Annotated in this window: 25 protein-coding genes; 9 read left to right on the forward strand and 16 right to left on the reverse strand. The window is 66.9% G+C overall.

Annotated elements, in window-relative coordinates; translation table 11 throughout:
• The first annotated feature begins 59 nt into the window (after positions 1-59).
• Positions 60-1,229 carry an acetylornithine deacetylase gene (gene argE, locus XM1_RS15005; protein ID WP_369816051.1) on the forward strand — a complete coding sequence of 390 codons (1,170 nt, stop codon included), beginning with the start codon at positions 60-62 and terminating at the stop codon, positions 1,227-1,229.
• A 9-nt stretch (positions 1,230-1,238) separates the two neighbouring features.
• Here the strand turns inward: argE and XM1_RS15010 are convergent, their stop codons facing one another.
• Positions 1,239-2,060 (reverse strand): class I SAM-dependent methyltransferase, encoded by an 822-nt coding sequence (locus XM1_RS15010; RefSeq protein WP_068434846.1) that lies wholly within the window; start codon positions 2,058-2,060, stop codon positions 1,239-1,241.
• Between the two features lie 71 nt (positions 2,061-2,131).
• Complete coding sequence (locus XM1_RS15015) at positions 2,132-2,572, reverse strand: cytochrome c (protein ID WP_068434848.1); 441 nt, start codon at positions 2,570-2,572, stop codon at positions 2,132-2,134.
• A 114-nt stretch (positions 2,573-2,686) separates the two neighbouring features.
• On the opposite strand from XM1_RS15015, the gene XM1_RS15020 reads away from it, so the two are divergent.
• From XM1_RS15020 to putA, 3 genes are read left to right on the forward strand one after another with little or no spacing between them, the layout of a single operon-like run.
• Positions 2,687-3,199 carry a glycine cleavage system protein R gene (locus tag XM1_RS15020; RefSeq protein WP_068434850.1) on the forward strand — a complete coding sequence of 171 codons (513 nt, stop codon included), beginning with the start codon at positions 2,687-2,689 and terminating at the stop codon, positions 3,197-3,199.
• Complete coding sequence (locus XM1_RS15025; RefSeq protein WP_068434852.1) at positions 3,199-3,384, forward strand: DUF2892 domain-containing protein; 186 nt, start codon at positions 3,199-3,201, stop codon at positions 3,382-3,384. The genes XM1_RS15020 and XM1_RS15025 overlap by 1 nt, the downstream gene beginning before the upstream one ends.
• Before the next feature lie 8 nt (positions 3,385-3,392).
• On the forward strand, positions 3,393-6,512 hold the full coding sequence (gene putA / locus XM1_RS15030; protein ID WP_068434853.1) for a bifunctional proline dehydrogenase/L-glutamate gamma-semialdehyde dehydrogenase PutA: 3,120 nt from the start codon (positions 3,393-3,395) through the stop codon (positions 6,510-6,512).
• A gap of 125 nt (positions 6,513-6,637) precedes the next feature.
• Here the strand turns inward: putA and XM1_RS15035 are convergent, their stop codons facing one another.
• A complete protein-coding gene (locus XM1_RS15035) occupies positions 6,638-7,495 on the reverse strand; it encodes a squalene/phytoene synthase family protein (protein WP_068434854.1) in 858 nt (285 codons plus the stop codon).
• An 88-nt stretch (positions 7,496-7,583) separates the two neighbouring features.
• On the opposite strand from XM1_RS15035, the gene hpnC reads away from it, so the two are divergent.
• The 4 genes from hpnC to XM1_RS15055 all read left to right on the forward strand — a co-directional run bounded on the left by hpnC (position 7,584) and on the right by XM1_RS15055 (position 12,306).
• Positions 7,584-8,432: a squalene synthase HpnC gene (gene hpnC / locus XM1_RS15040; RefSeq protein ID WP_068434856.1), complete on the forward strand. Its 849-nt coding sequence runs from the start codon at positions 7,584-7,586 to the stop codon at positions 8,430-8,432.
• Positions 8,429-9,646: an FAD-dependent oxidoreductase gene (locus XM1_RS15045; protein WP_068434858.1), complete on the forward strand. Its 1,218-nt coding sequence runs from the start codon at positions 8,429-8,431 to the stop codon at positions 9,644-9,646. Before hpnC ends, XM1_RS15045 begins: the two co-directional genes overlap by 4 nt.
• 116 nt (positions 9,647-9,762) lie before the next feature.
• The gene (locus XM1_RS15050) at positions 9,763-10,359 is read left to right on the forward strand and encodes a superoxide dismutase (RefSeq protein WP_068434860.1); all 597 of its coding nucleotides are present in this window, start codon (positions 9,763-9,765) and stop codon (positions 10,357-10,359) included.
• A 165-nt stretch (positions 10,360-10,524) separates the two neighbouring features.
• Positions 10,525-12,306, forward strand: a complete 1,782-nt coding sequence (locus XM1_RS15055) for a sensor histidine kinase (RefSeq protein WP_082700543.1) — start codon at positions 10,525-10,527, stop codon at positions 12,304-12,306.
• 3 nt (positions 12,307-12,309) lie between these two features.
• Here XM1_RS15055 and XM1_RS15060 read toward each other — a convergent pair whose 3' ends face one another.
• The 4 genes from XM1_RS15060 to yajC are packed head-to-tail and all read right to left on the reverse strand — an operon-like array spanning position 12,310 to position 15,661.
• Complete coding sequence (locus XM1_RS15060) at positions 12,310-12,684, reverse strand: Mth938-like domain-containing protein (RefSeq protein WP_068434864.1); 375 nt, start codon at positions 12,682-12,684, stop codon at positions 12,310-12,312.
• A 9-nt stretch (positions 12,685-12,693) separates the two neighbouring features.
• A complete protein-coding gene (gene secF / locus XM1_RS15065; protein ID WP_068434866.1) occupies positions 12,694-13,650 on the reverse strand; it encodes a protein translocase subunit SecF in 957 nt (318 codons plus the stop codon).
• A gap of 22 nt (positions 13,651-13,672) precedes the next feature.
• On the reverse strand, positions 13,673-15,238 hold the full coding sequence (gene secD, locus XM1_RS15070; RefSeq protein ID WP_068434868.1) for a protein translocase subunit SecD: 1,566 nt from the start codon (positions 15,236-15,238) through the stop codon (positions 13,673-13,675).
• Between the two features lie 36 nt (positions 15,239-15,274).
• A complete protein-coding gene (gene yajC, locus XM1_RS15075) occupies positions 15,275-15,661 on the reverse strand; it encodes a preprotein translocase subunit YajC (RefSeq protein WP_068434870.1) in 387 nt (128 codons plus the stop codon).
• A 168-nt stretch (positions 15,662-15,829) separates the two neighbouring features.
• Here yajC and XM1_RS15080 point away from each other — a divergent pair, with 168 nt between their 5' ends.
• Complete coding sequence (locus tag XM1_RS15080; RefSeq protein WP_068434872.1) at positions 15,830-16,684, forward strand: ATP-binding protein; 855 nt, start codon at positions 15,830-15,832, stop codon at positions 16,682-16,684.
• A 26-nt stretch (positions 16,685-16,710) separates the two neighbouring features.
• On the opposite strand, the gene XM1_RS15085 is transcribed toward XM1_RS15080, so the two are convergent.
• The 9 genes from XM1_RS15085 to XM1_RS15125 form a co-directional block, all read right to left on the reverse strand.
• Positions 16,711-18,855 (reverse strand): globin-coupled sensor protein, encoded by a 2,145-nt coding sequence (locus tag XM1_RS15085; protein ID WP_068434873.1) that lies wholly within the window; start codon positions 18,853-18,855, stop codon positions 16,711-16,713.
• Positions 18,856-18,943: 88 nt separating this feature from the next.
• Positions 18,944-19,972 carry a peptidoglycan DD-metalloendopeptidase family protein gene (locus XM1_RS25235; protein WP_304439405.1) on the reverse strand — a complete coding sequence of 343 codons (1,029 nt, stop codon included), beginning with the start codon at positions 19,970-19,972 and terminating at the stop codon, positions 18,944-18,946.
• Positions 19,973-20,124: 152 nt separating this feature from the next.
• Entirely contained in the window at positions 20,125-20,769 is a 645-nt protein-coding gene (locus XM1_RS15095; RefSeq protein WP_068434875.1) for a protein-L-isoaspartate(D-aspartate) O-methyltransferase, read from the reverse strand.
• Positions 20,769-21,548 (reverse strand): 5'/3'-nucleotidase SurE, encoded by a 780-nt coding sequence (gene surE, locus XM1_RS15100; RefSeq protein WP_068434877.1) that lies wholly within the window; start codon positions 21,546-21,548, stop codon positions 20,769-20,771. The genes XM1_RS15095 and surE overlap by 1 nt, the downstream gene beginning before the upstream one ends.
• 1 nt (position 21,549) lies before the next feature.
• Entirely contained in the window at positions 21,550-22,818 is a 1,269-nt protein-coding gene (gene serS, locus XM1_RS15105) for a serine--tRNA ligase (protein ID WP_068434881.1), read from the reverse strand.
• A 14-nt stretch (positions 22,819-22,832) separates the two neighbouring features.
• Positions 22,833-23,660, reverse strand: coding sequence for a twin-arginine translocase subunit TatC (tatC, locus tag XM1_RS15110; RefSeq protein WP_082700544.1), 828 nt, complete (start codon positions 23,658-23,660; stop codon positions 22,833-22,835).
• 10 nt (positions 23,661-23,670) lie between these two features.
• Positions 23,671-24,075, reverse strand: a complete 405-nt coding sequence (gene tatB, locus XM1_RS15115) for a Sec-independent protein translocase protein TatB (protein WP_068434882.1) — start codon at positions 24,073-24,075, stop codon at positions 23,671-23,673.
• Between the two features lie 15 nt (positions 24,076-24,090).
• Positions 24,091-24,330 carry a twin-arginine translocase TatA/TatE family subunit gene (locus tag XM1_RS15120; RefSeq protein WP_068434884.1) on the reverse strand — a complete coding sequence of 80 codons (240 nt, stop codon included), beginning with the start codon at positions 24,328-24,330 and terminating at the stop codon, positions 24,091-24,093.
• Between the two features lie 93 nt (positions 24,331-24,423).
• Positions 24,424-24,801, reverse strand: a complete 378-nt coding sequence (locus XM1_RS15125; RefSeq protein ID WP_231920535.1) for a YbaN family protein — start codon at positions 24,799-24,801, stop codon at positions 24,424-24,426.
• Positions 24,802-24,804 lie beyond the last annotated feature (3 nt).

Raw genomic sequence — 24,804 nt, forward strand, 5'->3', positions numbered from 1 at the left:
CTACAAGGGGCCGTATGATGGCGGCACTGCGCAAAGCCTCCCAGAGCGAGAACGGGTCCTTGAGCGAACATGCCGAAACGCCCCTGCCGGCCAGCATCGAAACGATCGAGAAATTAATCGCGATCGATACTACAAGTTACAAGACTAATTTACAGTTAATCGATCTGGCGGAGGAAATCCTTTCCGGTCTTAGGGCTTCTGTGCGCAGGACTTTTGACAAGTCTCGAAACAAGGCGAATATCTTTGCCACGATTGGCCCCGATGATATTCCTGGAATAGTTCTATCGGGTCATACCGACGTGGTCCCCGTGGATGGCCAGAACTGGTCGGCCGACCCGTTCCGCCTGCGCCGGGCCGACGGTAAATTGTACGGCCGCGGCACCGCCGACATGAAAAGCTTCATCGCCGCCTGCCTGGCGCTCGCCCCCGAATTCGCCGCCGCGCCGCTGAAGATGCCGATTCATTTCGCCTTTTCCTACGACGAGGAGGTGGGCTGCGTCGGCGTCCGCCGGCTGATCGACGATCTGGCGCACCTGCCGGTCCAGCCCCGGCTGTGCATCGTCGGCGAGCCCACCGAGATGAAGGCGGTGATCGGCCACAAGGGCAAGAAAAGCGTGCGCTGCCACGTGGAAGGGCACGAATGCCATTCGGCCCTGAACCACCAAGGCGTCAACGCCGTCGAGATCGCCGCCGAAATGGTGGTCAAACTGCGGGCCATGCAGCGGCGCATCCGTGAAAGCGGCCCCTTCGACCATGGCTACCAGCCGCCCTACACCACCGTTCATACCGGCACCATGCAGGGCGGCACGGCACTCAACATTGTTCCCAAATCCTGCTCGTTTGAGTTCGAGATCCGCAACCTGCCCGATCACGACCCGGAGGAACTGATGGCCGAGGTGCGCGGCTGGGCCCAGGATCTGGTGCCCGAGATGCTGGGTGTCAGCGAAGCCAGCGGCATCACCTTGGACGAGCACAATTCGACGCCGGGTCTCGGCATGGACGAGATGGACGCCGCCGTCCGTCTGGTCTGCGCCCTGTCGGGCTCCAACCAGACCAGCAAGGTGGCCTTCACCACCGAGGCCGGGCTGTTCCAGCAGGCCGGCATTCCGGCGGTGGTCTGCGGCCCCGGCAGCATCACCCAGGCCCATCGCCCCGACGAATTCATCACCGTCGAGCAGGTCGCCAAGTGCGAGGATTTCCTGCGGCGCCTTATCGCTCACATGTGTTAAATCAACACACTAACGACGCTTCTTGATGTTCAGCCAGAATGACGTGCTGGGCGCCGGGAAGGCGTTGGTGCCGATGGCCTGCCACAGCGGGCCCAGGCGGGCCGACAATTGCGGGTCCTGCACCACGGCGTAATTGGGAAAGGCCGGCTCCAGCCACTTGGCCTCGCCCAGCAGCAGGGCGGCCAGGATGTACTGCTCGTTGTACATCAGCCCCTCGGCGGCCGGCGGGTAGTCGTAGGGCAGGTAGACGTCGTGGACATGGACGATGACGCCGGGCGGCAATTCGGGCAGCACTTCCAGGAACAGGGCGGTGACGTCGGAATTCTCGAGCGAGCGGTGCGACGAATCGATGAACAGGATGTCGCCCGGCTTGAGCCGCGAGAACACCGACGGGTCGATGAACTCGGCCGGCGCCCGGATCACCTCGTCGCACAGCGAATCCACCTCGGCACGGGGCTCGGGATCGATGGAGACGATCTTGGTGCGCAGGCGCCGCGCCGTAATGGCGTGACGGGCGAACTTGGTGGAATTGCCCGAGCCGATCTCGATCAGCAGGCGCGGATCGTGCCGGGCCAGCATGCCGGTCAGCATCATGCCGTCCAGCGCGCTGAACCAGGGATTCATCCAGCGGGGACCGGGGGCCTCGTCGGGCTCTTCCAGCGGAATGGCGGCGAAGTGCTCGGCCAGGCCCAGCAGATGGTCGATGCGCCGGACGTATTCTGCCTTTTGCCGGCCGATGATCTCGGACAGGCGGGGATGGGTCGGCCGGCCAAAGCCCCAGCGCGGCTGGCAGGTATAGCCGTAATTGCCGATCTTGATCTTGGCGGTCACTTAAATTCCCTTCCCCGGCGATATCAGCGCGCCTTCTGATACCATCAAGCCGCCCCCGCCGGTAGCCGCTATCAACGCTTCAGCATGGCGGCGCGGCGTTCCTGGATGTCGGCGGGCCAGGTGGATTCGATGTAGGACAGCACCGCCTTGATCTCGGTGTCCGACAGGGTGCCGACGAAGCTGGGCATGGCCGTCTTGTAGCCGGGCGGCGCGAAACGGGCCATGCCATGCTTGATGATGGCGAACAGCTGGTCCTCGGGATGGTGCCAGGTATGGCCGGAAGCGTCGTGGGGCGGAGCGGGAAGCTCGCCGGTGGGCTTCCTGGTCTGCCACTCGGCCTCGCCCTTGAGGTCGTGGCCGTGGCACGAGGCGCAATGCAGGTTGTACAGGTCGTAGCCGAGAGCCACCTGCCGTGCGTCCTGGGGATTGATGCCATAGCCGCGGGGCCACCAGACCCAGGCCGCGACGCCGGTCACCGATCCCACCAACAAGGCCAACACCAACCCGCGCATGCGTCCCCCGCGATTTACACGTCGATTATAACCCCATGTCTCGGGGTTAACAAATGTCAGAACCTGACGCATGATAGGGAATTCAGGCGTTTGCGACCCTTGCGAGAGGCTCCCATGGCAACCGTGCTCGTTTCCGTATTCTGTTCCGACCGCACCGGGCTGGTGGCCGCCATCACCGGGCGGCTTTTCGACCTGGGCGCCGATCTGGGAGACACCAGCTTCGCCATGCTGGGCAGCGGCGCCGAGTTCACCTCGGTCTGCGACCTGCCGGCCTCGGTGTCGGCCGAGGAGGTGGAAAGCGACCTTTCCCGCCTGCCCCTGCTGGCCGGCGCACGCATCTCCGTCCGCTCCTTCGAGCTGGACGCCGCCCACGGCCCGGCCGGGACCATCACCCACCGCGTGGTGGTGTCGGGCGGCGACCGCCCCGGCCTGGTGGCCCGCCTGTCCGAGGTGTTCGGCGAGTTCCAGGCCAATATCGTGCGCATGGACGCCCAAAGGCTGCCGGAACAGGGAATCTACGTCACCCGCTTCTCGGTCTGCATTCCCACCCGCGCCGAGGCCTGCCTCACCACCGTCGCCAACACCGCCGGCGAGATGAATCTGGCCTGCGCCGTCGAGGCCGTGTGATGGACGCCAACATGGGAGGCAAGGACCGCCTGATCCGCGTCGCGGTCGGACTGGCCATGATCGGGATGGCCATGGCCGACCTGATCGGGCCGTGGGGCTGGATCGGCATCGTGCCGCTGGTCTCGGCGGCCTTGGGCTGGTGCCCGGTCTACATGGCGGTCGGCCTGTCGACCCGCGACGACTAGCCGCCATCATGATCCTCGACCAGCCCCTTCCCGCCCCGGATGCCCAGCGCCAGGCCATCCATCTGGCCGCCGGGCGGAGCGAGGCCGACCTGGTGTCGGGACTGGCCGCCGCCATTCCCCTGGAGGACGAGGCGCGCCGCCGTATCGTCAACCGCGCCGTCAAGCTGGTTGAGGGCGCGCGCGGCGCCCGGCATTCCCTGGGCCTGGACGGCTTTCTCAACGAATACCGGCTGTCCACCCGCGAAGGCGTGGTGCTGATGTGCCTGGCCGAGGCGCTGCTGCGCATTCCCGACGACCTGACGGCGGATCTGCTGATCAAGGACAAGATCGGCTCGGCCGATTGGGACGGCCATCTCGGGCGTTCGCCGTCGCTGTTCGTCAACGCGTCGACCTGGGCGCTGATGCTGGGCGACCGCCTGCTGCATCTGGAGGAGGACGGCAAGGTCGTCCTGGGCAGGGTCGCCGGGCGTCTGGGCGAAGCGGTGGTGCGCCAGGCGCTGCGACGCGCCATGGGGCTGATGGGCCGCCAGTTCGTCATGGGGCGCACCATCGCCGAGGCCCTGGACCACGCCCGCCCGTGGGAGGCCAAGGGCTACCGCCATTCCTTCGACATGCTGGGCGAGGCGGCGCGTTCCGACGAGACGGCGCTCAACTACGTTCGTGCCTACGGCGAGGCCATCGACGCCCTGGGCCGCGCCGCCAGGGGCACCGGCCCCCTGGCCGGGCCGGGCATCTCGGTCAAGCTTTCGGCGCTGCATCCCCGCTTCGAGATGGCCCAGCGCCGCCGGGTGATGGAGGAACTGGTCCCCCGTCTCGCCGGGCTTTGCCACCGGGCGCGCGACGCCGGCATCGGGCTGACCGTCGACGCCGAGGAGGCCGACCGGCTGGAGATCTCGCTGGACGTGATCGAGGCGGTGCTGGCCGATGCCACCCTGGACGGCTGGAACGGCTTCGGCATGGCGATCCAGGCCTATCAGAAGCGGGCGCGGCCGGTGATCGCCTGGGCCGGCGCCCTGGCCGAGCGACGCGGACGGCGGCTGATGATCCGGCTGGTCAAGGGCGCCTATTGGGACGGAGAGATCAAGCGCGCCCAGGAGCGCGGCCTGGACGGCTTTCCGGTGTTCACCGCCAAGGAGGCCACCGACGTCTCGTACCTCGCCTGCGCCGCCGACCTGCTGGCGCGGCCCGAACTGTTCTACCCGCAATTCGCCACCCACAACGCGCACACCGCCGCCGCCATCGTCGAGATGACCGGCGGGGCCGGGGACTGGGAGTTCCAGCGCCTGCACGGCATGGGCGAGGCGCTCTACGCCCAGCTGGCCCCGGACTTCGCCTGCCGCACCTATGCACCCGTGGGCTCGCACCAGGAACTGCTGCCTTATCTGGTCCGCCGCCTCTTGGAAAACGGCGCCAATTCCTCCTTCGTCAGCCGTCTGGCCGACGAGGAGATTCCCGCCCATGTGGTCGCCGCCGACCCGCTGGCGGCCCTGGGGCGCCTCAATCCGCAAAACGTGGCCGAGCCCGCCGCCCTGTTCGCGCCCCAGCGGCGCAATTCCGGCGGCCTGGACCTGTCGTCCGCCGCGGTGCTGGCCGAGTTGAACGTCGCCCTGGCCGCCGCCTCGACCACCGAGCGGGCTTCTCCCATCATCGGCGGAACCGAGACGGATTCGGGCAACGCCCGGCCGGTGCTCGACCCCTCCGACCATCGCCGCGTGGTCGGCGAGGTGGTGGACGCCAATCCGGCCGAGGTCGAGGCGGCGCTGATCGCTGCCCGCGCCGCCTTCCCCGCCTGGGACGACCTGGGCGGCGAGCGCCGCGCCGCCGTGCTGGAAAACGCCGCCGACCGTCTCGAGGCGGAGAGGCCGCATTTCATGGCGCTGGCCATCCGCGAGGCGGGCAAGACCATCCCGGACGCCCTGTCCGAGGTGCGCGAGGCGGTGGATTTTCTGCGCTTCTACGCCGCCGAGGCCCGTTCGCGCTTCGGCCAGCCCCTGCGGCTGCCCGGCCCGGTGGGGGAAAGCAACGAGCTGATGCTGGGCGGGCGCGGCGTGTTCGCCTGCGTCTCGCCCTGGAACTTCCCGCTGGCCATCTTCACGGGACAGGTGGCGGCCGCTTTGGCCGCCGGCAACGCCGTGGTGGCCAAGCCGGCGCCGCAGACCCCGCTGATGGCGGCGGCAATGGTGCGCCTGCTCCACGCCGCCGGCGTGCCGCCCCAGGCGCTGCATCTGGTCCCGGGCGGCCCCGCCATCGGCGAGGCGCTGGTCTCCAGCCCCCTGGTGGACGGCATCAGCTTTACCGGGTCCACCGCCACGGCGCGCCACATCAACCGCCTGCGCGCCGCCCTGGACGGGCCGCTGGCCCCCCTGATCGCCGAGACCGGCGGGCTCAACGCCATGATCGTCGATTCCTCGGCCCTGTCCGAGCAGGTAGTGGCCGATTGCCTGGAAAGCGCCTTCCGCTCGGCGGGACAGCGCTGCTCGGCGCTGCGCGTCGCCTTCATCCAGCGCGAGGCCTGGAGCCGCATCGAGCCGCTGCTGAAGGGCGCCATGGCCGAGCTGTCCCTGGGTGATCCCGCTTTGCTCGCCACCGATGTCGGCCCGGTGATCGACGAGGCCGCCCGCCAGCGGCTGATGGCCCATGGCGGACGCCTGCGCCACTCGGGGCGGGCCATCGCCACGGCGCAGCTTCCCGCCGCCTGCCACAACGGCACCTTCTTCGCTCCCATGGCCTACGAGCTGGAATCCCTGGACCTGCTGAAGGACGAGGTGTTCGGCCCCATCCTGCACGTCATCCCCTGGGAGGCCGGGCACCTGGACAAGGTGCTCGACGCGGTGGCGGCCACGTCTTACGGCCTGACGCTCGGCATCCATTCGCGCATCGACGCCACCATCGCCCAGGTGGTGGCCCGCGCCCGCATCGGCAACATCTACGTCAACCGCACCATGATCGGCGCGGTGGTGGGCTCGCAGCCCTTCGGCGGCTTGGGTCTGTCGGGCACCGGGTCCAAGGCCGGCGGTCCCAATACCCTGATCCGCTATGGGGTGGAACGCTGCCTGTCGGTCAATACCGCCGCCGCCGGCGGCGATGCGGCCCTGATGGCCGGGCCGCAGCGGGGCACGACGAAATAGAGTAGATACCGCCGGCGATCCGCACTATATTTGCCCAATCCTAGCCATCTGATGGATTTCATTGCGTTAAGGCAATTTTAAAGTTGCGCTTCCGCAATGTTATCATTGCCATTTCGCAATAATACTCAGATACGCCCCGTCAAATGGGCCAGCATCAGGCGGATCGGGCGCGGCCGGGACTGGGACACCCGGCTGTCGAAGGGATTCCACCCTGCCTTTTCAATGACTTGCAGATAGCCGTCGGCGAGGATCGCCGGAAGAACCGCCGGCAGGCCGCTGCGCGTCGCACGGAGACGGCGGGCCTCGGACAGATGATGGCGGGCCTGGCCGCCGAGGATGCGGGCGACCTGCGTCAACGAGTCGGTTGACGCCGCACCTTCCCTCACCGCCTCACCGCTGGTGCCGGCGGCGCACAGCAGGTCCTCGGGTAGCGTCAACTTGCCGATTGACAGATGATGACCCAAGGCCCGCAGGTTGCCGACCAGCCCCCAGGCGATGCCCACATGGCGCCCAAGCCGGCGGGAATCCTCGGTTTTGTCCCCCAGGACCGCCAGCGCCAGAGCGGTGAGCGCCGCCGAACTGCGCTCGGCCTGACGTTCGGCCGCCGCCAGATCGGCAGGCGCCATCCCTTCCAGATCGTCGCGCCGCGCCGAGATCAAATCGTCGAACGCCTCGAGCGGCAGGTTCCGGTCCCGGATCAGCGCGCACAAGGGCCGGGCCACGGGATGATTGTCGCAGGTTCCGCCATCCAATCCGGCGATCAGGGTGTCCTGCCACCATTGCAACCGGATCATGCCGGCCATGGGCTCGCGCACGCTTTCCAGAACCAGGGCGATTTCCACGTTGAAGGCGTAGAGCAGCATCAGCGCTTCCCGCTGCTCCAGGGGCGCGAACAGCGCGGTGGCGAAGCGGTCGCGATCGAACCTGGAGACGAGCGAGGCGGCATGGGACAGGCCTGAGGACGGAGGGATCGGGGCGGACATGGGACCTCGTTTCAACTGGAGCCGGCTCATGGGGCGTGGCATATATAGCCCGTCCCGCCCCGCGCTCCAATTGGAAGGCCGAACTCCCTTGTCCCGCGCCGCCGCCGCCCCCCTCCCCGCCGCCAGCAAGACCGCCGGCCAGGAAAATTTCCCGGTGGCCTCGCTGCTGCTGCCCAAGCACAAGCGGGCCACCATCATGGCCTATTACCATTTTGCCCGGCATGCGGACGACGTGGCGGATTCGCCCAGTCTCACGCCCGAGGAGAAGGTGGCCGGGCTCGACGCGCTCGACCGCGGCCTGCACGGAACCGAGACCGGCCCGGCCCTGGCGCTGGCCGAGGATTACCGCCGGGCGGTCAACGGCGAGAGCGCGATGATCGAGCACGCCTCGCAGCTCCTCCACGCCTTCCGCCGCGATTCCGTGCGCGATTACTGCGAGGATTGGGCCGACCTGATGAGCTATTGCCGCTATTCGGCTGCGCCGGTCGGTCGCTTCCTGCTGGATCTGCACGGCGAATCCCACGACACCTTCGCGCCGTCCGACGCGCTCTGCGCGGCGCTGCAGGTGCTGAACCACCTGCAGGATTGCGGCAAGGATTACCGCGAATTGCGCCGCGTCTACATTCCCCGCGACTGGCTGCAGGCCCAGGGGCTGACCATCCAGGTGCTGGAAGGCGGCTTCAGCCCGCGTGAGCTGCGCCAGGTGCTCGACCGCATGCTGGACGCCACCGACGGGCTGATCGAACTGGCCCGGCCGCTGCCCGGCATGGTCAAGGATCTGCGCATGCGGCTGCAATGCGCCGTCACCGTGCGGGTGGCCGAGCAATTGTCGGCCAAGCTTCGCCGGGGCGATCCCCTGGCCGAACGGGTCAAGCTCAGCAAGCTCGACTATGCCGGGGTGTTCCTGGTCGGGCTTTGGCGCGGGTTGACGGCGTGACGTCGCAAGGCACCCTGCATGTGGTGGGCGCCGGCCTCGCCGGGCTCGCCGCAGGAGTAGCCGCCGCCAAGGCCGGCACGCGCGTGGTGCTGCACGAGGCGGCGGGCCATGCCGGCGGGCGCTGCCGCTCGTTCCTGGACGAGCGGCTGGGCCGGGTGATCGACAACGGCAGCCATCTGGTCCTGGGCGCCAACCGCACCGCGCTGGCCTATGCGCGGGCCACCGGCGGCATCGAGGCCATGGTGGCGGCGCCGCCGGCCTTTCCCTTCGTCGACCTGCTCACCGGCAAGTCGTGGACGGTCAGCCCCAAGCGCCTGCCCGCCGGGCTAGGCGAGATCTTCAAGGCGCTCGGCCTGCCCTGGACCGGCAAGGCCGAGACGGTGGCCAGCCGCCTGGGGCGGACTCCCTCCTTTACCCGCCTGTGGCTGCCCATGTGCGAGGCGATCATGAACACCGCGCCCGACGAGGCGTCGGCCCGCATGTTCGCCTGGACCATGCGCAAGGCGCTGCTGGGCGGCTCGGACGCCCTGGTCCCCTGGACCTTTCCCGCCGGCCTGTCCGCCGCCCTGGTGGCGCCGGCCCTGGCGACGCTGGCGCTGTTCGGGGCCGAGACCCATTTCCGCCGCCGATTAAAGGCGCTTCGGCCCGACGCCCTGGTCTTCGACGACGCCGAGGTGCGCCTGAACGCCGCCGACCGTGTGGTCCTGGCCCTGCCGCCCTGGGCGGTGGAGACCCTGCTGCCCGGTTCGACCCCCGCCGCCATGCCGACGCGCCCCATCGTCAACGCCCATTTCCGCTGCGCCCAGCCGGTGGAACTGCCCCATGGCAGCCATTTCCTCGGCCTGGTGCATGCCTCCGGCCACTGGCTGTTCGCCCGTGGCGACGTCTTGTCGGTGACGGTGTCGGTGGCCGGCGCGCTGGTGGACCTCGACAACGAATCCATCGCCGACCGCCTGTGGGACGAAATCCGCCGGGCGCTGGGAATGCCGCCCATCGCGCCGCCGCCCTACCGCATCATGAAGGAAAAGCGGGCCACCCTGGCCCACGACCCGTTGACCATCGTCGCCCGCCCCGGTCCGGTCACCGGCCTTGATCGGGTTTTTCTCGCCGGCGACTGGATTGCCTCGCCCTGGCCCTGTACCATAGAGGCCGCCATCTGCAGCGGCCTTGCCGCCGCGCGGTTGGCGCTGGCGCGTCCGGGCCTGACCTTTTGAATCGGCAATAGCCGACAAAGGTGCTTCACAATCATCCCCGGAGTTCCTATCTTTGGCTCATCGTTTAGACGATTTCCAATTCGGTTCGGAACCCTTTGACGACATAGAGGTGAATTATGGCTTTTGAGCTTCCGCCGCTCCCCTTCGCCATCGACGCGCTGGAGCCCCACATTTCCGCCCGCACCTTCGAGTTCCATCACGGCAAGCATCACGCCGCCTATGTGACCAACCTCAACAACCTGACCAAGGACACCGATCTGGCGTCCAAGTCCCTGGAAGAGGTGATCAAGGTGGCCGCCGCCGATCTGCCGGCCAAGCAGGGCATCTTCAACAATGCCGCCCAGGTGTGGAACCACACCTTCTTCTGGAACTGCATGAAGAAGGGCGGCGGCGGCAAGCCGGGTGCGAAGCTGCTGGCCAGGATCGAGTCCGATCTGGGCGGCTTCGACAAGTTCAAGGAAGACTTCAAGGCCGCCGCCGTGGGCCAGTTCGGTTCGGGCTGGGCCTGGCTGGTTCTGGATGGCGGCAAGCTGAAAATCACCAAGACCGCCAACGCCGACCTGCCCATGGCCCACGGCCAGAAGGCGCTGCTGACCGTCGACGTGTGGGAGCACGCCTATTACCTGGACTGGCAGAACCGCCGCCCCGACTTCGTCCAGTGCTTCCTGGACAATCTGGTGAACTGGGACTTCGTCGAAGCCAATCTGGGCTGAGACTGGATTTTGAAGCCCCCCTCCCCTTCGGGAGGGGGGTTTTTCATTTCCCCACTACTTTCCCGGCCGGAAAGGTGCTAGACGAAATTCGGGGTTGGGATATGCAATCGGACATTCGGTCCGAAACAGGGGGCATCTCTCATCTTGGGCAGTGAACGGCCTGGCATGGTTACCGGAACCGAGGCTTCCGCAACTCCGTCGTTGCGGCCGAGCACCATTGCCCGGCGCTGGGCCCTGGCGCTGATCACCGTGCTGGTGGTGATCGCCGCCATCCACCTCAAGGCCGCCTGGAACCGGGCCAACAGCAATGCCGAACGCCTGCTGACCGCCCTGACCCGGACCCTGGAGCATCAGGTCGACACCAGCCTGCGCAGCATCGACAATCTGCTGCTGGAAGCCAGCCAGCGCGTCGACCCGGCACGGTGGCCGGACCCCAGCCTCGTCCAGTGGTTCCAAAGCCGGCTCGGCGCCTTTCCCGAAATCCGGCAAATGGTGGTTTTCGGCCAGGACGGCAAGAATTCCGGCATCATCCTCCAGGCGAACGGAATTCTGAACTTTCCCGTGGATATCTCGGATCGCGAGCACTTCCAGGACCATGTCGGCAATCCCCGGAGCAACACGCTTAATATCGGCGTTCCGGTCCTCAGCCGCATCGACAACCACCCCACCATCCCGCTGTCGCGCGCCATCGTCGATACCGAAGGACGGTTCAAGGGCGTGGTGTCCGCCGCCTTCGATCCCATGTTTCTGGTCGAGGTCCTGGAAAAGTTGCTGATCGAGGAACCGGGGGGCATCTCGGTCATCCGGCGGGACGGCATCTTCCTGGCAAGGCTGCCCGAGCCGGAGACGTCCCTTGGACGCTCCACCGCCATGAGCCCCCTGTTCCAGAAATATCTGCCACAGGCGCCGTCCGGCGTCGTGCGCTTCGTATCGGTCACCGACGGCAACGCCAAGATCGTCAGCTATGGAACCCTGGAGCGCTATCCGGTGGTCGCCACCATCGGCGTGACCCAGGCAACCGCCTTTGCCGAGTTCCATCGCGAGGCGGCCTGGGTCGCCGCCGTGGTGATCACCTTGTCGGCGGCGCTGTTCTGGCTGGCCACATTATCGGACCGGCGGGAATATTCGCGCCGGCTGCTGGCCGCCAGCCTGGAACGGCAAAGCCATGTCCTGGAGGAGCAAGTGGCGGAACGGACCCGCCATCTGCGGATCACCCAGGCCGCTGCCGAGGAAAAGGCGCGCCAGCTGGCCGTCGCCAACGCCGACCTGGAACAGTTCACCCACGTGGCCGCCCACGACCTGCAGGAGCCGCTGCGCAGCATCACCAGCTTCGTCCAGCTGCTTCAGCACCGCTATCGCAACCGGCTCGACGTCGAGGCCAACGAGTTCATCGACTACACCGTGGCCGGCACCAAGCGCATGCAGCAGCAATTGCTGGACCTCTTGGCCTATTCGCAAATCCGCAGCCGCGGCAACATCTTCGTCCCGGTGGACATGAATTCCGTGGCGGCCGAGGCGGGAAACCTGCTGGCGGGGGAAATCGGGCGCTACGGCGCCACCCTCCACGTGGGGGATCTGCCGACCCTGACCGCCGATCGGGAACAGATGGTCACCCTGTTCGAGAACCTGATCGCCAACGCGGTGAAGTATCACCGTCCCGACCACCCCTCCGCCGTGGACGTGGGGGCCGAAATCGACGAGGTCTCGGGAGGATGGACCTTCTGGGTCAGGGATGACGGCATCGGCATCGAGCCACAATACGCCGAGCGCATCTTCACCATCTTCCAGAAGCTTCACGGCCGGGAGGAAGACGAAGGCACCGGCATCGGCCTGGCCATCTGCAAGCGTATCGTCGAGCGTCACGGCGGCCGGATCTGGGTCGAGCCCTCGCCCGGCGGAGGAGCCACCTTCCGCTTCACCCTGCCGACCATTCCCCCCGGGGAGTAATCGCTAGACCGCGATCAGCGCGGCGGCCACCGAGCGTTCCTCGGACACCAGCACGTTGTAGGTGCGGCACGCCCCGCCGGTATCCATCAGTTCCAGGGTGATCCCCGCCTGGCGCAAGGCCATGCGCAGGGCGGCGGGAACCAGCGCCATGCGCTGGCCGCAGCCCAGCAGCAGCAGCCTCGGCCGCTCGGCCAAGTTCAAGATCGGCGACAGGCTTTCCTCGGTGACCTGGGACAGCTCGGTCACCCCCCAGGATTGGGTGCGGTCGGGCAGCACCAGGACCGAACCCTCCCAGCGGATGCCGGAGATGGTGAAGCCACCATCGCCGTATCCCTTGACGATCTGCCGGCCGGACGGAATGAGGGGCGTGATGTCCATGGAAGGGACTTACGGCGCGGCGGCCGGTCCGCCCTCGGCCGTCTCGGCTTCCTCGGTCTCCTTGCCGGTGCGCAGGTTGAAGTAGACCAGCACCGGCATGGAAACGTAGATGGACGAGAAGGTGCCGATGATCAGGCCCCACAGCATGGCGATGGAGAAGCCGCGCAGCACCTCGCCGCCCAGGATCAAGAGGGCCAGCACGCTGATGGAAACGGTGGACACCGTCAGGATGGTGCGCGCCAGGGTCTCGTTGACCGACAGGTTCAACAGGTCGTAGAGCGGCATGGTCTTGTACTTGCGCAGGTTTTCGCGCACGCGGTCGTATTCCACCACCGTCTCGTTGATGGAATAGCCGGCGATGGTGAGGATGGCCGCCACCGAGGTCAGGTTGAATTCCAGGCCCGAAATGGAGAATAGGCCGAAGGTGGTGATCACGTCGTGGAAGATGGCGATCAGCGCACCGACGCCGAACTGCCACTCGAAGCGGAACCAGACATAGGCGGCGATGGCCAGCACCGCCAGGGCCACGGCCAGCACGCCGTCGCGCTTCAGTTCCTCGCCGACCTTGGGGCCGACGATCTCGACCCGCTTGTACTCGTAGCCGGCGCCCAGCGCCTCCTTGACCTTGCCGAGCGCCGCCATCTGGGCCTTCTCGTCGCCCGCCTGCTTCTGCACGCGGATCATCACGTCGCGGCCGGTGTTGCCGAAGCCCTGCAGCGACACCTCGCCCAGCCTCAGGGCTTCCAGCGTGCCGCGCATGTGGTGCAGGTCCGCCTCGCCCCCGGTGGTGTGGGCCTCGATCAGGATGCCGCCGGCGAAGTCGATGCCGTAATTGAACCCCTTGACGAGGATGGACGCGAACGAGCCCAGGATCAGCAGGGCGGTGATGCCGAAGGCGAAGAAGCGCAGACGGATGAAGTCGTAATTCGGCTTCTTGGTGGCGACCCAGCGGGAATAGAAGTTCATCGCTCGATTATCCTCGATTCCTCTAGAGCGGCAGGGCCTTGGGACGCCGGACGGCGATCCAGATGGCGACCATCAACCGGGTAATGTTCACGGCGGTGAACTGCGACGTCATGATACCGATGCCCAGCGTCACGGCGAAACCGCGAATGGGGCCGGTACCGAAGATGTACAGCAGCAGGGCCGCGATCATGTGGGTGAAGTTGGCGTCGAAGATGGTGGCATGCGCCCGGTCGAAACCGTGCTGCACCGCCGACAGGATGGAGCGGCCGCGGCGCTGCTCCTCGCGCGTGCGCTCGTAGATCAGGACGTTGGCGTCCACCGCCATGCCCATGGTCAGCACGATGCCGGCGATACCGGGAAGCGTCAGCGTCGCGCCCAGGGCCGACAGCAGCGCCATCAGCAGGATCAGATTGAACACCAGGGCCACGTTGGCCAGCACGCCCAGGACGCCGTAGATCACCACCATGAAGAAAGCCACCGCCAGCAGGCCGACGCCGCTGGCGACGGTGCCGGCCTGGATGGAATCGGCGCCCAGATCGGGGCCGACGGTGCGCTCCTCGAGAACCTGCAGCGGCGCCGGCAGGGCGCCAGCACGCAGCAGCAGCGACAGATCCTGCGCCTGCTGCACGGTGAAGCTGCCCGAGATGATGCCCGAACCGCCCAGGATGGGCTCGTTGATGCGCGGCGCGCTGATCACCTTCTCGTCGAGGACGATGGCCAGGAACTTGCCGGCGTTTTCACGCGTGGCGTCGCCGAATTTCTTGCCGCCGGCGGCGTTGAAGCGGAAGCTGACCACCGGGCGGCCCTCGGAGTAGGTGGCCTTGGAATCGGTCAGCATGTCGCCGCCCACCTCGACGCGCTTCCTGACCACGTAGGATTCCGGCATGCCCCGCTCCTTCTCGGCGGACGGCAGCAGCATGGAGCCGGGCGGCACCCTGCCCCGTCCCGCTTCCTCGGCGGAGGTGGAATCGTCGAGCAGGTGGAAGGTCAGCTTGGCGGTCTTGCCCAGCAGGGCCTTGATGCGGTCGGGATCCTTGACGCCGGGCAGCTGGACGACGATGCGGTCCTCGCCCTGGCGCTGGATCGAGGGCTCGCGGGTGCCCAGTTCGTCGATGCGGCGGCGCACGATCTCCAGCGACTGGTCCACCGCCGACAGCTTGCGCGCCTTGACCGCCTGCTCCGAGTACTTCAGCACCATGGAGCCGTCGTCCTTGGCGTCGAGCGCGGCGTCGGGGTCGAGCTTGCGCAGCAGTTCACGCGCCCTGGCGCGGTCCTCGGCGTCGATGATCCGCACGTTGACCAGGTCGCCCTTGGCGCCCAGGTCCGAGTACTTGATCTTTTCCTTGCGCAGCGTGGTGCGCACGGTTTCCACCAGCGAGGTCAGCTGTTCGCGGACCACGTAGCCGGTGTCCACCTCCAGCAGCAGGTACGAGCCGCCCTGCAGGTCGAGACCCAGGCTGACCGGCTGCAGCCAATGGGGCAGCCGGTCGGCCTGCTCACGCGTCAGCAGGTTGGGGAAGACGAAGACGATGCCCAGGATGGCGATCACCGCCACCATTGCGAGCTTCCAACGAGGATAGTGGAGCATGTCCCGGCCTGTGCTGCTTGGAAGGGAGACGAAGGTCTACTTGTCGGCCTTTTCGGCGGCCGGCTCGGCTTCGGGCTTCTCGTCCTTGGCCTTGTCGCCGGCGACCGGCTCGGTCTTGGACACCACCTCGGTGATGGTCGAGCGCAGGCAGCGGACCCGCACGCCCTCGGCGATCTCCACCGACACTTCGGTGTCGTTGATCAGCTTGTTGACGGTGCCGAGAATGCCGCCGGCGGTGACGACGCGGTCGCCACGGCGAAGCTGGCCCAGCATCTCCTTGTGCTGCTTCATCTTCTTCTGCTGCGGACGGATCAGCAGGAAATAGAACACCACGAAGATCAGAATCAGAGGCAGAAACTGTTCCAGGGCTCCCATGGAACCGCCACCGGCGGCGGCTTGGGCATAAGCGGGCGACACGAACATCACTGTCTCCTCGGGAAGTCGCGCATTGTCCAATGCAGCGTTGAATGCAGCGGGAATATAGCCGCCTATCGCCGGGATGCAAACGCCAAGTGGCCGATAAGCCGATTTGCTTGCCCCAAAGGGCGAAGCTGCTACCATCCGCGCCTTCATCCTCAAGGGATCGCCGCCATGCCCTACGCCGACGCCGTCAAGGCCCTGAACCGTATCGCCGAGGCCCTGGAGCGCCTCTCGCCCCCGCCTTTCGCCACGCCGGACCTGTCGGCCGCCGACGCCTATGTCTGGCATGCCGACCCCGACCGGCTGGAGCCGGTGCCCAATGTCAATCGGGTTGACATCGAGCTGTTGCAGGGCATCGAGCGCCAGCGCGAGCAGCTGATGGACAACACAAGGCGCTTCGCGGAAGGGTATTCGGCCAACAACGCCCTGCTGTGGGGAGCGCGCGGCACCGGCAAGAGCTCACTGGTCAAGGCGGTGCACGCAACCATCAATGCCGAGAGGCCCGGCACCCTGCTGCTGGTGGAAATCCACCGCGAGGACATCCCGTCCCTGCCCCGCTGCCTGCGCCTGTTGAAGGACAGCAGGCGGCGCGCCGTGCTGTTCTGCGACGACCTGTCCTTCGACCAGCAGGACGACGCCTACAAGTCGCTGAAGGCGGTCCTGGACGGCGGCATAGAGGGCCGGCCTTCCAACGTGGTGTTCTACGCCACCTCCAACCGCCGCCACCTGATGGCCCGCGACATGATCGACAACGAGCGTTCGACGGCCATCAATCCCGGCGAGGCGGTGGAAGAAAAGGTGTCGCTGTCCGACCGCTTCGGCCTGTGGCTGGGCTTCCACCACGTGGGCCAGGACACCTTCTTCGCCATCGTCGAGGGCTATGTCGCCCATTACGGCCTGCCCATCTCCACCGAGGAACTGCACGCCCAGGCCAACGAATGGTCGGTGACGCGCGGCTCGCGCTCGGGCCGCGTGGCGTGGCAGTTCATCCAGGATCTGGCGGGGCGACTGGGGAAGAGCGTGTAGGTGCGGGCGGGACGCCCGCATCCCGCCTACGGCTTGATGGCGAGACGCACCGCGCCCCAGTGCTTGCCCCGGATGGCGATGGGGCTGTCGAATTCCTTCAGCACCACGAAATTGCCGCCGCCCATGTCGCGGGGATAGGTCTGGACGAAATAGGGCTGGACGTTGCGCGCCGCCACCAGGCCGGCGCGGTCGTCGAAGATGCGGCGGTTGCGGGAATTGCCGGCGTTCCAGACGGTTTCCCCCGGCTTTTGCGGCTGGGAGTACTTCTTGTTGTGGGTGCCGATATAGCCGTTGCGGTCGGCGACGCAGCAGATGACGATGCGCGGGTCCTTGTCCAGCACCGTCTCGGTGAACTGATGGACCACCCGGTCGGTCAGCCCCGTATGACACGCCATGAACTGCTGCGGCGAAGTGTCGGGGATGGGTTCGTAATGGGTGTCGAACATGTCGGCCTCGGTGATCTCGCCCGATTTCAGCGCGGCCTCGAACGCCCCGATGACGCCACTGGCGACGCCCTGGACCAGTTCGATATAGAGGCGTTCCTCGGCCCGCGCCTTCGCTTGGGCGGCGGCGATGGCGGCCAGGGCTTCCGGAGGAACCTCGCGGAAGCGCACGTGCAGGCCCAGCACGCTGGCCCCCACCGCGTCGCAGCCGAGCGAGCCGATCCCTTCCAGGTCCAGGGTTCCGCCTTGGCCCACCAATGACGGATCGTTGAGTCCGGCCAGCACCACGCCCTTGCTGGCGAGATCGCCGGTATGGCCCTTGATCTCCCGCGGCCCGATCCGCCCCGAGAAGGCCAGACCCAGGGCGACGCGCGGCACGGCGCGACGGTCGCCCGCCGCCGACGAGCGCAAGATGATGCCGAGGCGGCGCTGCAGGTCGCCGACGTCGCGGTTGACCACCATGGACAGTTCGTTGACCCGCTGGGCGGTGATGCCGGTACGTTCCGCCTGCATCAGCACCGACTGGGCATGGCCGTGGACGGTGCCGGTATGGTCGGCGGCCTGGCCGGCATTGCCCTTGATGTCGGCGGTGGCTGAGAGCTGCATCTCGCTGGCGTGGTTCACTTCCTGGGCGATGGTGTTGATGTCCTGGATGGACGCCGTCACCTCCTCGACCATGGCCACCGTCTCGTCGGTGGCCTGGCCGATGGCGTGAGCCTGGGCGTTGACGCCGCGGATGCCGTCCTCGGTCAGCTTGGCCAGCCGCTTGACCTCGTCGGCCACCACGGCGAAGCCCTTGCCCATCTCGCCGGCCCTGGCCGCCTCGATGGTGGCGTTCAAGGCCAGCATGCGGGTCTGGCCGGCGATGGACTGGATCAGGCGCACCACGTCGCGGATGCGGCCCGTGGCGTCCTTTAATCCGTCCACGGTGGCGGCGGCGGTTTCCATCTTGTGCTGGGCGGCGTCGGTCAGGCGCGAAGTGCCGTGAACCTTGGCGGAAATCTGCCGCGAAGTCTCCTCCAGCGCCTCGGTGGCGCCGGCTACCGACTGGACATTGTCGCTGGTCACGCTGACCGCCTCGGCCACCGCCTCGGCCATGGATTTGAGCTCGGTGGCCACCCCGGTCAGTTCCCGGGCCCCTTCGATCAGCCGCTTCACCTGCTTCTCGATGTCGCCGACGGTCAGCGCCACCTCGCGGTCGACCGTATCGGAGAGCGCCAGCATCTCGCGCTTCATCTTGCCGGCCTCGCCATGCTCGATATAGGTCGAGATGGCTAGGTCCATGTCCAGGAAGGCGGCGCGCAGCACGGCTCCGACCGCCTCGGGGAAGCGGGCCTTGTCGCACTTGCCGTGCAGTTCGGCGATCAGCTTCTCCAGCACGAAGCAATAACCGCCCAGGTACCAGTTGATCTCCAGGCCGATGCGTTCATGGGTGGCGCCGATGGCCACGGCGCGCAGGAAGTAATCCTCGTCGAAACGCCCGGAAAACAGGGCGCTCCAATGGGCCTGCTGCGTCTGTTTCAGATGCCCGATCCTGGCGCCGCCGCCCAACAGCGACTGCAGGTTCGGCCATTCCATCAGATGGGAATAGAAGGAATCGGCGATGGCGGGCAGGCTGCCCTCGACCAGGGGGCGGACCGCCTTGATGGCCGAAACAGCCTTGTCGTCCAGGCGCAGGAACCTCAGCCGGTCACGATTCTTCGACGCCGCATCGCTGTCGCTCGCCATGCGTCCCTCCTTGGAAGCCACCCTCACGCCGCCCTATACGAACGGTCATTCATTTATGGAATCAGGGTGGTCCGTTCACGGGGCGGGGTCAATACGCATTCATAGCAACGTGATACACTTTTGGCGCCGATGCGACCTTATCTTGCAGATAATCGACGGGATTGACCGCCTCGGTTCCCCGGCGGATCTCGAAATGCAATTGCGGCGAGGTGACCGATCCGCTGGCCCCTAGTGTCGCGATGGTCTGGCCACGCTTGACCTGGTCGCCGCGCTTGACCAGCAGTTTTTCGTTATGGGCGTAGGCGGTCATCCAATTGTCGGCGTGCTTGATCAGCAACAGGTTGCCGAAGCCCTTCAGCTCGTTGCCCACATAAGCCACCACGCCGTTCTCGGCGGCGCGCACCGCCGTGCCCTTGGCGGCGACGATGTTGATGCCGTCATTGTGCTGTCCCTTGCCGGGCAGCGGGCCGAACTCGGCCACCACCTCGCCCTTGACCGGCCACAGGAAGCTGGACCCGGCGCGGGCCGGTGGCGCCGCCGGCAGCGAGGCGACGGACGGCGCAGGCTGGGACGGGGCGCGGGCATAGGCGGGGGGATGGTCCTCGGGCCGGGCGGTGGCGGTGGCGGCGGAAGGCTTGCCCCCTCCTCCCCCCGGCGCATGGGGCGAGGCCACCACGATGTTGCCGCCCTGGGCCGGAGGCTGCGGCGCGGCGGGCGCGCTGCCCTTGGCCCCGGGGATGGTCAGCCGCTCGCCCACATGCAGGACATAGGGAGCCCGCTTGCCGTTGGTGGCGGCGAGCGAATTGAAATCCACCTTGAAGCGCCGGGCCAGCACCGACAGGGTGTCGCCCCGCTGCACCACGTAATCGGAACCGCCGCCGGGCAGGCGCAGCACCGTGCCGGGCTGCAACTGGTAGGGCGGCTGCAGGTTGTTGGCCTCGATCAGGTCGCGGACCGTCAGGGAATAACGCCGGGCGATGGAATAGACGGTGTCGCCCGCATAGACGGTGACGGCCGCCGGCCGCTGCACCTGCAGCGGGCCATCGGGGCCGCGCGATACCGGCACCTTCGAATCATAGCTGGGCGAGCACGCCGCCAACAGGGCGGCGAGGATCATGACCGAAACCAGATGATGTGGCGCTTGCCTCATAACCGCACTATAAGCACGCCAAGCGCGACCGGCAATCATGCCGTAGGGATGCGGGCGGGACGCCCGCGCTCCACGAAGGGCATCGGCTCGGAGCGCGGGCGTCCCGCCCGCATCCCCCCTCATTCCTCGGGCATGCCCTCGACCAGCGGCACGAAGCGCACCGGCAGGAAGGGCTGGATGTCGATGCCGCGATCGGTCCTGGTGATGCGCACCAGTTCCTGGTCGATGCCGCCCACGTCGCCCAAGGGCAGCACCATGATGCCGTCGGGCTTCAGCTGGTCGACCAAAGCGGGGGGAATGTCGGGAGCGGCGGCGGTGACCATGATGCGGTCGAAGGGCGCCTGCTCCGGCCAGCCGCGCGAGCCGTCGCCGGCCCGACAGGTGATGTTGTGCAGGCGAAGATGCTTGAAGCGCGCCTCCGCCTCGGCCAGCAGCGGCTTGTGGCGCTCCACCGAATAGAGCCGGCGGCACAGCTTGGCCAGGATCGCCGCCTGATAGCCCGACCCGGTGCCGACCTCCAGCACCTTCATGCGCTCGCCCACCTCCAGCGCCTGGCTCATCAGGCCGACCACCAAAGGCTGGCTGATGGTCTGGGCGCAGGCGATGGGCAGCGCCGTGTTCTCGTAGGCCTGGTCGAGGAAGGGCTCCGCGACGAAGAGATCGCGGGGGATGCGCTCGATGGCCGACAGCACGCGGGTATCCGTCACCCCCATCCGCCGCAATTCCATCAGCAGGCGGATGACGCGGGGCTCGGCCTTCTTCATCAAAAGGCCGTCTCCAGCGCCTTCATGTCGCCCCGGTGGGTCAGATCGAAGCACAGCGGCGTAATCGAGATGGCGCCCCGGCACACCGCCTCGATGTCGGTGCCCGGCGTCGAGCGGTCTTCGGCCCGCTGCGCGCCGATCCAGACATAGGGCTCGCCGCGCGGGTCCTTGCGCTCCATGATCTCGTCGCCGATCTTGCGCTTGCCCTGGCGGGTGATCTCGATGCCGGTCACCGAGGCGGCGATCACGTCGGGAAAGTTGACGTTGATCAGCACGTTGCGGCTCCACCCCTTGGCCAGCAGGCGGCGGATGACCTGGGGCGCCCAATGCTCGGCCGTCCCCCACTTCACCGGATGGGGATGGTTGATGAACTGGGAGAGCGCGATGGCCGGAATCCCTAAGATGGTGCCTTCCATGGCCGCCGCCACCGTGCCGGAATAGGTGACGTCCTCGCCCAGGTTCGAGCCCCGGTTGACGCCCGAGAGCACCAGATGGGGCTTCTTGCCCTTCAGCACGTGGTTGACGCCCAGCAGCACCGCGTCGGTGGGCGTGCCGTCCACGGCGTAGCGGCGGCTCGACACCTTCCGGACCCGCAAGGGGCGGCGGATGGTCAGCGAATGGCCCGCCGCGCTCTGCTCGGTTTCCGGCGCCACCACCCAGACGTCCTTGGACAGGGTCCGGGCGATGCGCTCCAGTACCTTGATGCCCGGCGCGTTGATGCCGTCATCGTTGGAGATCAGGATGCGCAAGCCTGAGGGATCGGCGACCGGCTCGAACATCTTAAGATATGACCTCCAGCCCGCCCATATAGGGGCGGAGCGCCTCCGGCACCTCGATGGAGCCATCTTCGCGCTGGTAGTTCTCCATCACGGCGATCAAGGTACGGCCCACGGCGAGGCCCGAGCCGTTCAGGGTATGGACGAAGCGGGTGCCCTTCTCGCCCTCGGGACGGAAGCGGGCCTTCATGCGCCGTGCCTGGAAGTCGCCGCAGTTCGAGCACGACGAAATCTCGCGATAGCGCTGCTGGCCGGGCAGCCAGACCTCGATATCGTAGGTCTTCTGGGCGGAGAATCCCATGTCGCCGGTGCACAGCACGATGGTGCGATAGGCCAGGCCTAAACGCTGCAGCACGGTCTCGGCGCACTTGGTCATGCGCTCGTGCTCCTCGTCCGACCGGTCGGGATGGGCGATGGAGACCATTTCCACCTTGTGGAACTGGTGCTGGCGGATCATGCCGCGCGTATCCTTGCCCGCCGCCCCGGCTTCTGAGCGGAAACAGGGCGTGAGCGCCGTCATGCGGATGGGAAGCGCCTTGTCGTCGAGGATCTCGTCGGCCACCAGATTGGTCAGCGGCACCTCGGCGGTGGGGATCAGCCAGTGGCCGGTATTGGTCTTGAACAGGTCCTCGCCGAACTTAGGGAGCTGGCCGGTGCCGAAGGCCGCGCCGTCCTTGACCATCAGGGGCGGGTCCATCTCGGTATAGCCGTGCCCGGTGGTCTGGAGATCGAGCATGAACTGGCCGATGGCGCGCTGCAGCCGGGCCAGATTGCCCTTCAGCACCACGAAACGGGCGCCCGACAGCTTGGCGGCGCCGTCGAAATCCATCAGTCCCAGCTTGGCGCCGATGGCGTCATGGTCGAGGGCGGTGAAGGAGAAGCTCTTGGGCGTCCCCCACTTGCGCAGCTCGACATTGTGCTCCTCGTCGGGGCCGTCGGGCACGTCGGCGGCCGGCAGGTTGGGAATGGAGGCCAGGATGGACTCGATCTCGGCGCCCAGCGCCTTGTCCTCTTCCTCGGCGGCCGGCATGCGCTCCTTCAGGCTCGCCACCTCGTCCATCAGGCTTTGAGCGTCGCCGCCGCTCTTCTTCAGGGCGCCGATCTGCTTGGACGCCTCGTTGCGCCTGGCCTGCATTTCCTGAAAGGCGGTCTGGGCGGCCCGTCGGCGGGTATCGAGGTCGAGAAGCTCGGCCGAACGCGGTTCCAGCCCCCGGCGCTTCAGGCCCGCATCGAATCCCTCGGGGTTGTCGCGGATGGACTTCAGGTCATGCATGGCAGAATTTCCGGTTACGCGTTGAAATCGGTCTCGTCGTGGGGCGTATCGTCGTCGGCCCCATCGTCGGCCAGGGCCTCGTCCCGCTTCTTCTCGGCCCAGCGGGCGGAGATGATGGAAATCTCGTAGAGGCCGACCATGGGAATGGCCAACGACAGCTGGCTGACCACATCGGGCGGCGTGACCACGGCGGCGAAGACGAAATTGCCGACGATGGCGAAGCGGCGCTTGTCGGCCAGTCCTTCGGCAGTGACCAGCCCGACCCGGGCCAGCAGGGTCAGCAGCACCGGCATCTGGAAGGCCAGCCCGAAGGCGAAGATCAGGGTCATGATCAACGACAGCGATTCGTTGACCTTGGCTTCCATCTGGATGGGCAGCGTGCTGGGCCCGCCGATCAGGTTCTCGAAGCCGAGCAGATAGGTGTAGAGGTTGGGCAGCACCAGGTAATAGACCATGGCGGCGCCCAGCGCGAACAGGATGGGGGTCGCCGCCAGGAAGGGCAGGAAGGCCTGCTTCTCGTGCTTGTACAAGCCCGGCGCCACGAAGGCCCACAACTGCCCCGCCCAGACGGGAAAGCACAGCGCGGCGCCGGCGAAGGCCGACACCTTCATGAAGGTGAAGAACGCCTCGGTGGGCGCGGTGTAGATCAGGCGGCGGTTGCCGCCCTTGGCCAGGGCCGCCTTGGAATAGGGCTCCAGCAGGAACTCGTAGATGTCGTTGGAGAAGTAGTAGCAGATCCCGAACGCCACGATGAAGGCGATGGCCGACCAGATCAGCCGCCGGCGCAGCTCGATCAGGTGCTCGAGCAACGGCATGGTCTTGTCGTCGTGGGACTGGCTCAAAATTCGTCCTCTAGGGTTCCGGCGGGCGGGCGGGCGCCTCGGCAGGCTTGATCTCTTGCGGGGCGGGCTCGGTCACCGAGGCCAGCATGGGCGGCGCCACCTCGGCGGCGGAATTGGCGTCGAGCGCGGGAAGCTCCATGGCCTTGGCCATCTCGCCGGTGGGATCGATGGCCTTGTCAACTTCCTGGCGCAGCAGGTTGACATCCGACACCTTGGACACCTGCTTCTTCAGCTCGTCCAGTTCGGATTCGCGGACCATGTCGTCCATGCCACGGTGGAACTCGGCCGCCATCTCGCGGGCCTTGCGAGTCCAGCGCCCCATCTGGCGCAGGACCACGGGCAGATCCTTGGGTCCGATGACGATCAGGCTGACCACGGCGATCAGCGCCATCTCGTCCCAGCCGATGTCGAACATCCGGCGGGTCCCGGACTAGGGCTTGGGAGCGGATTCGGGGGCGGCGGCCGGCTTGGCGGCCTGGGCTTCCGTCACCTGGGGCTGCGGCTGAGGCGCGGCCTGGGCGGCGCCCTCCTCCTCGTCCTTCAGGCCGTGCTTGAAGGCCTTCACGCCCTTGGCCATGTCGCCCATCAGCTTCGGAATCTTGTTGGCGCCGAACAGCAGCAGCACGATGACCAGAACGATGAGCCAATGACCGATACTCATGCTACCCATGCCACAACACTCCTCGTACGTCACTGCCGTGCAAACCGGCCGGCGGCGGATCATCGCAAAAGAAAAGCAACACCGCAATGGCGGCTTTGCTCCTTAAAGGGGCTTGCGGCTTGGTTTGGAAAGGATGAACACCGCGCCCGCCGTGCAGGTGGCCCCCATGGTCGCCATAGCCCACCAGGGAGCCTGGGTGAACCCCACCACGTAGACGATGCTGACCGCCATGCTGGAAAGCGCGATGACCTTGGCGTAAAGGGGAATCACCCGGTTGATCTCCCAGTCGCGCAAGGGCGGGCCGAACACCTTGTGATAGAACAGCCAGGCGTGGAAGCGGTCCGACGACTTGGCGAAGCACCACAGCGCCACCAGCATGAACGGCGTGGTCGGCATCACCGGCAGGAAGGCGCCGACAATGCCTAGGCCGACGAAGGCCCAGCCGATGATCATCAGCGCGATCTTGCGGCCCGTTTCCAAGGA

This window comes from Magnetospirillum sp. XM-1 (genome assembly GCF_001511835.1).
In the GTDB taxonomy this organism is placed as follows: Bacteria; Pseudomonadota; Alphaproteobacteria; order Rhodospirillales; family Magnetospirillaceae; genus Phaeospirillum.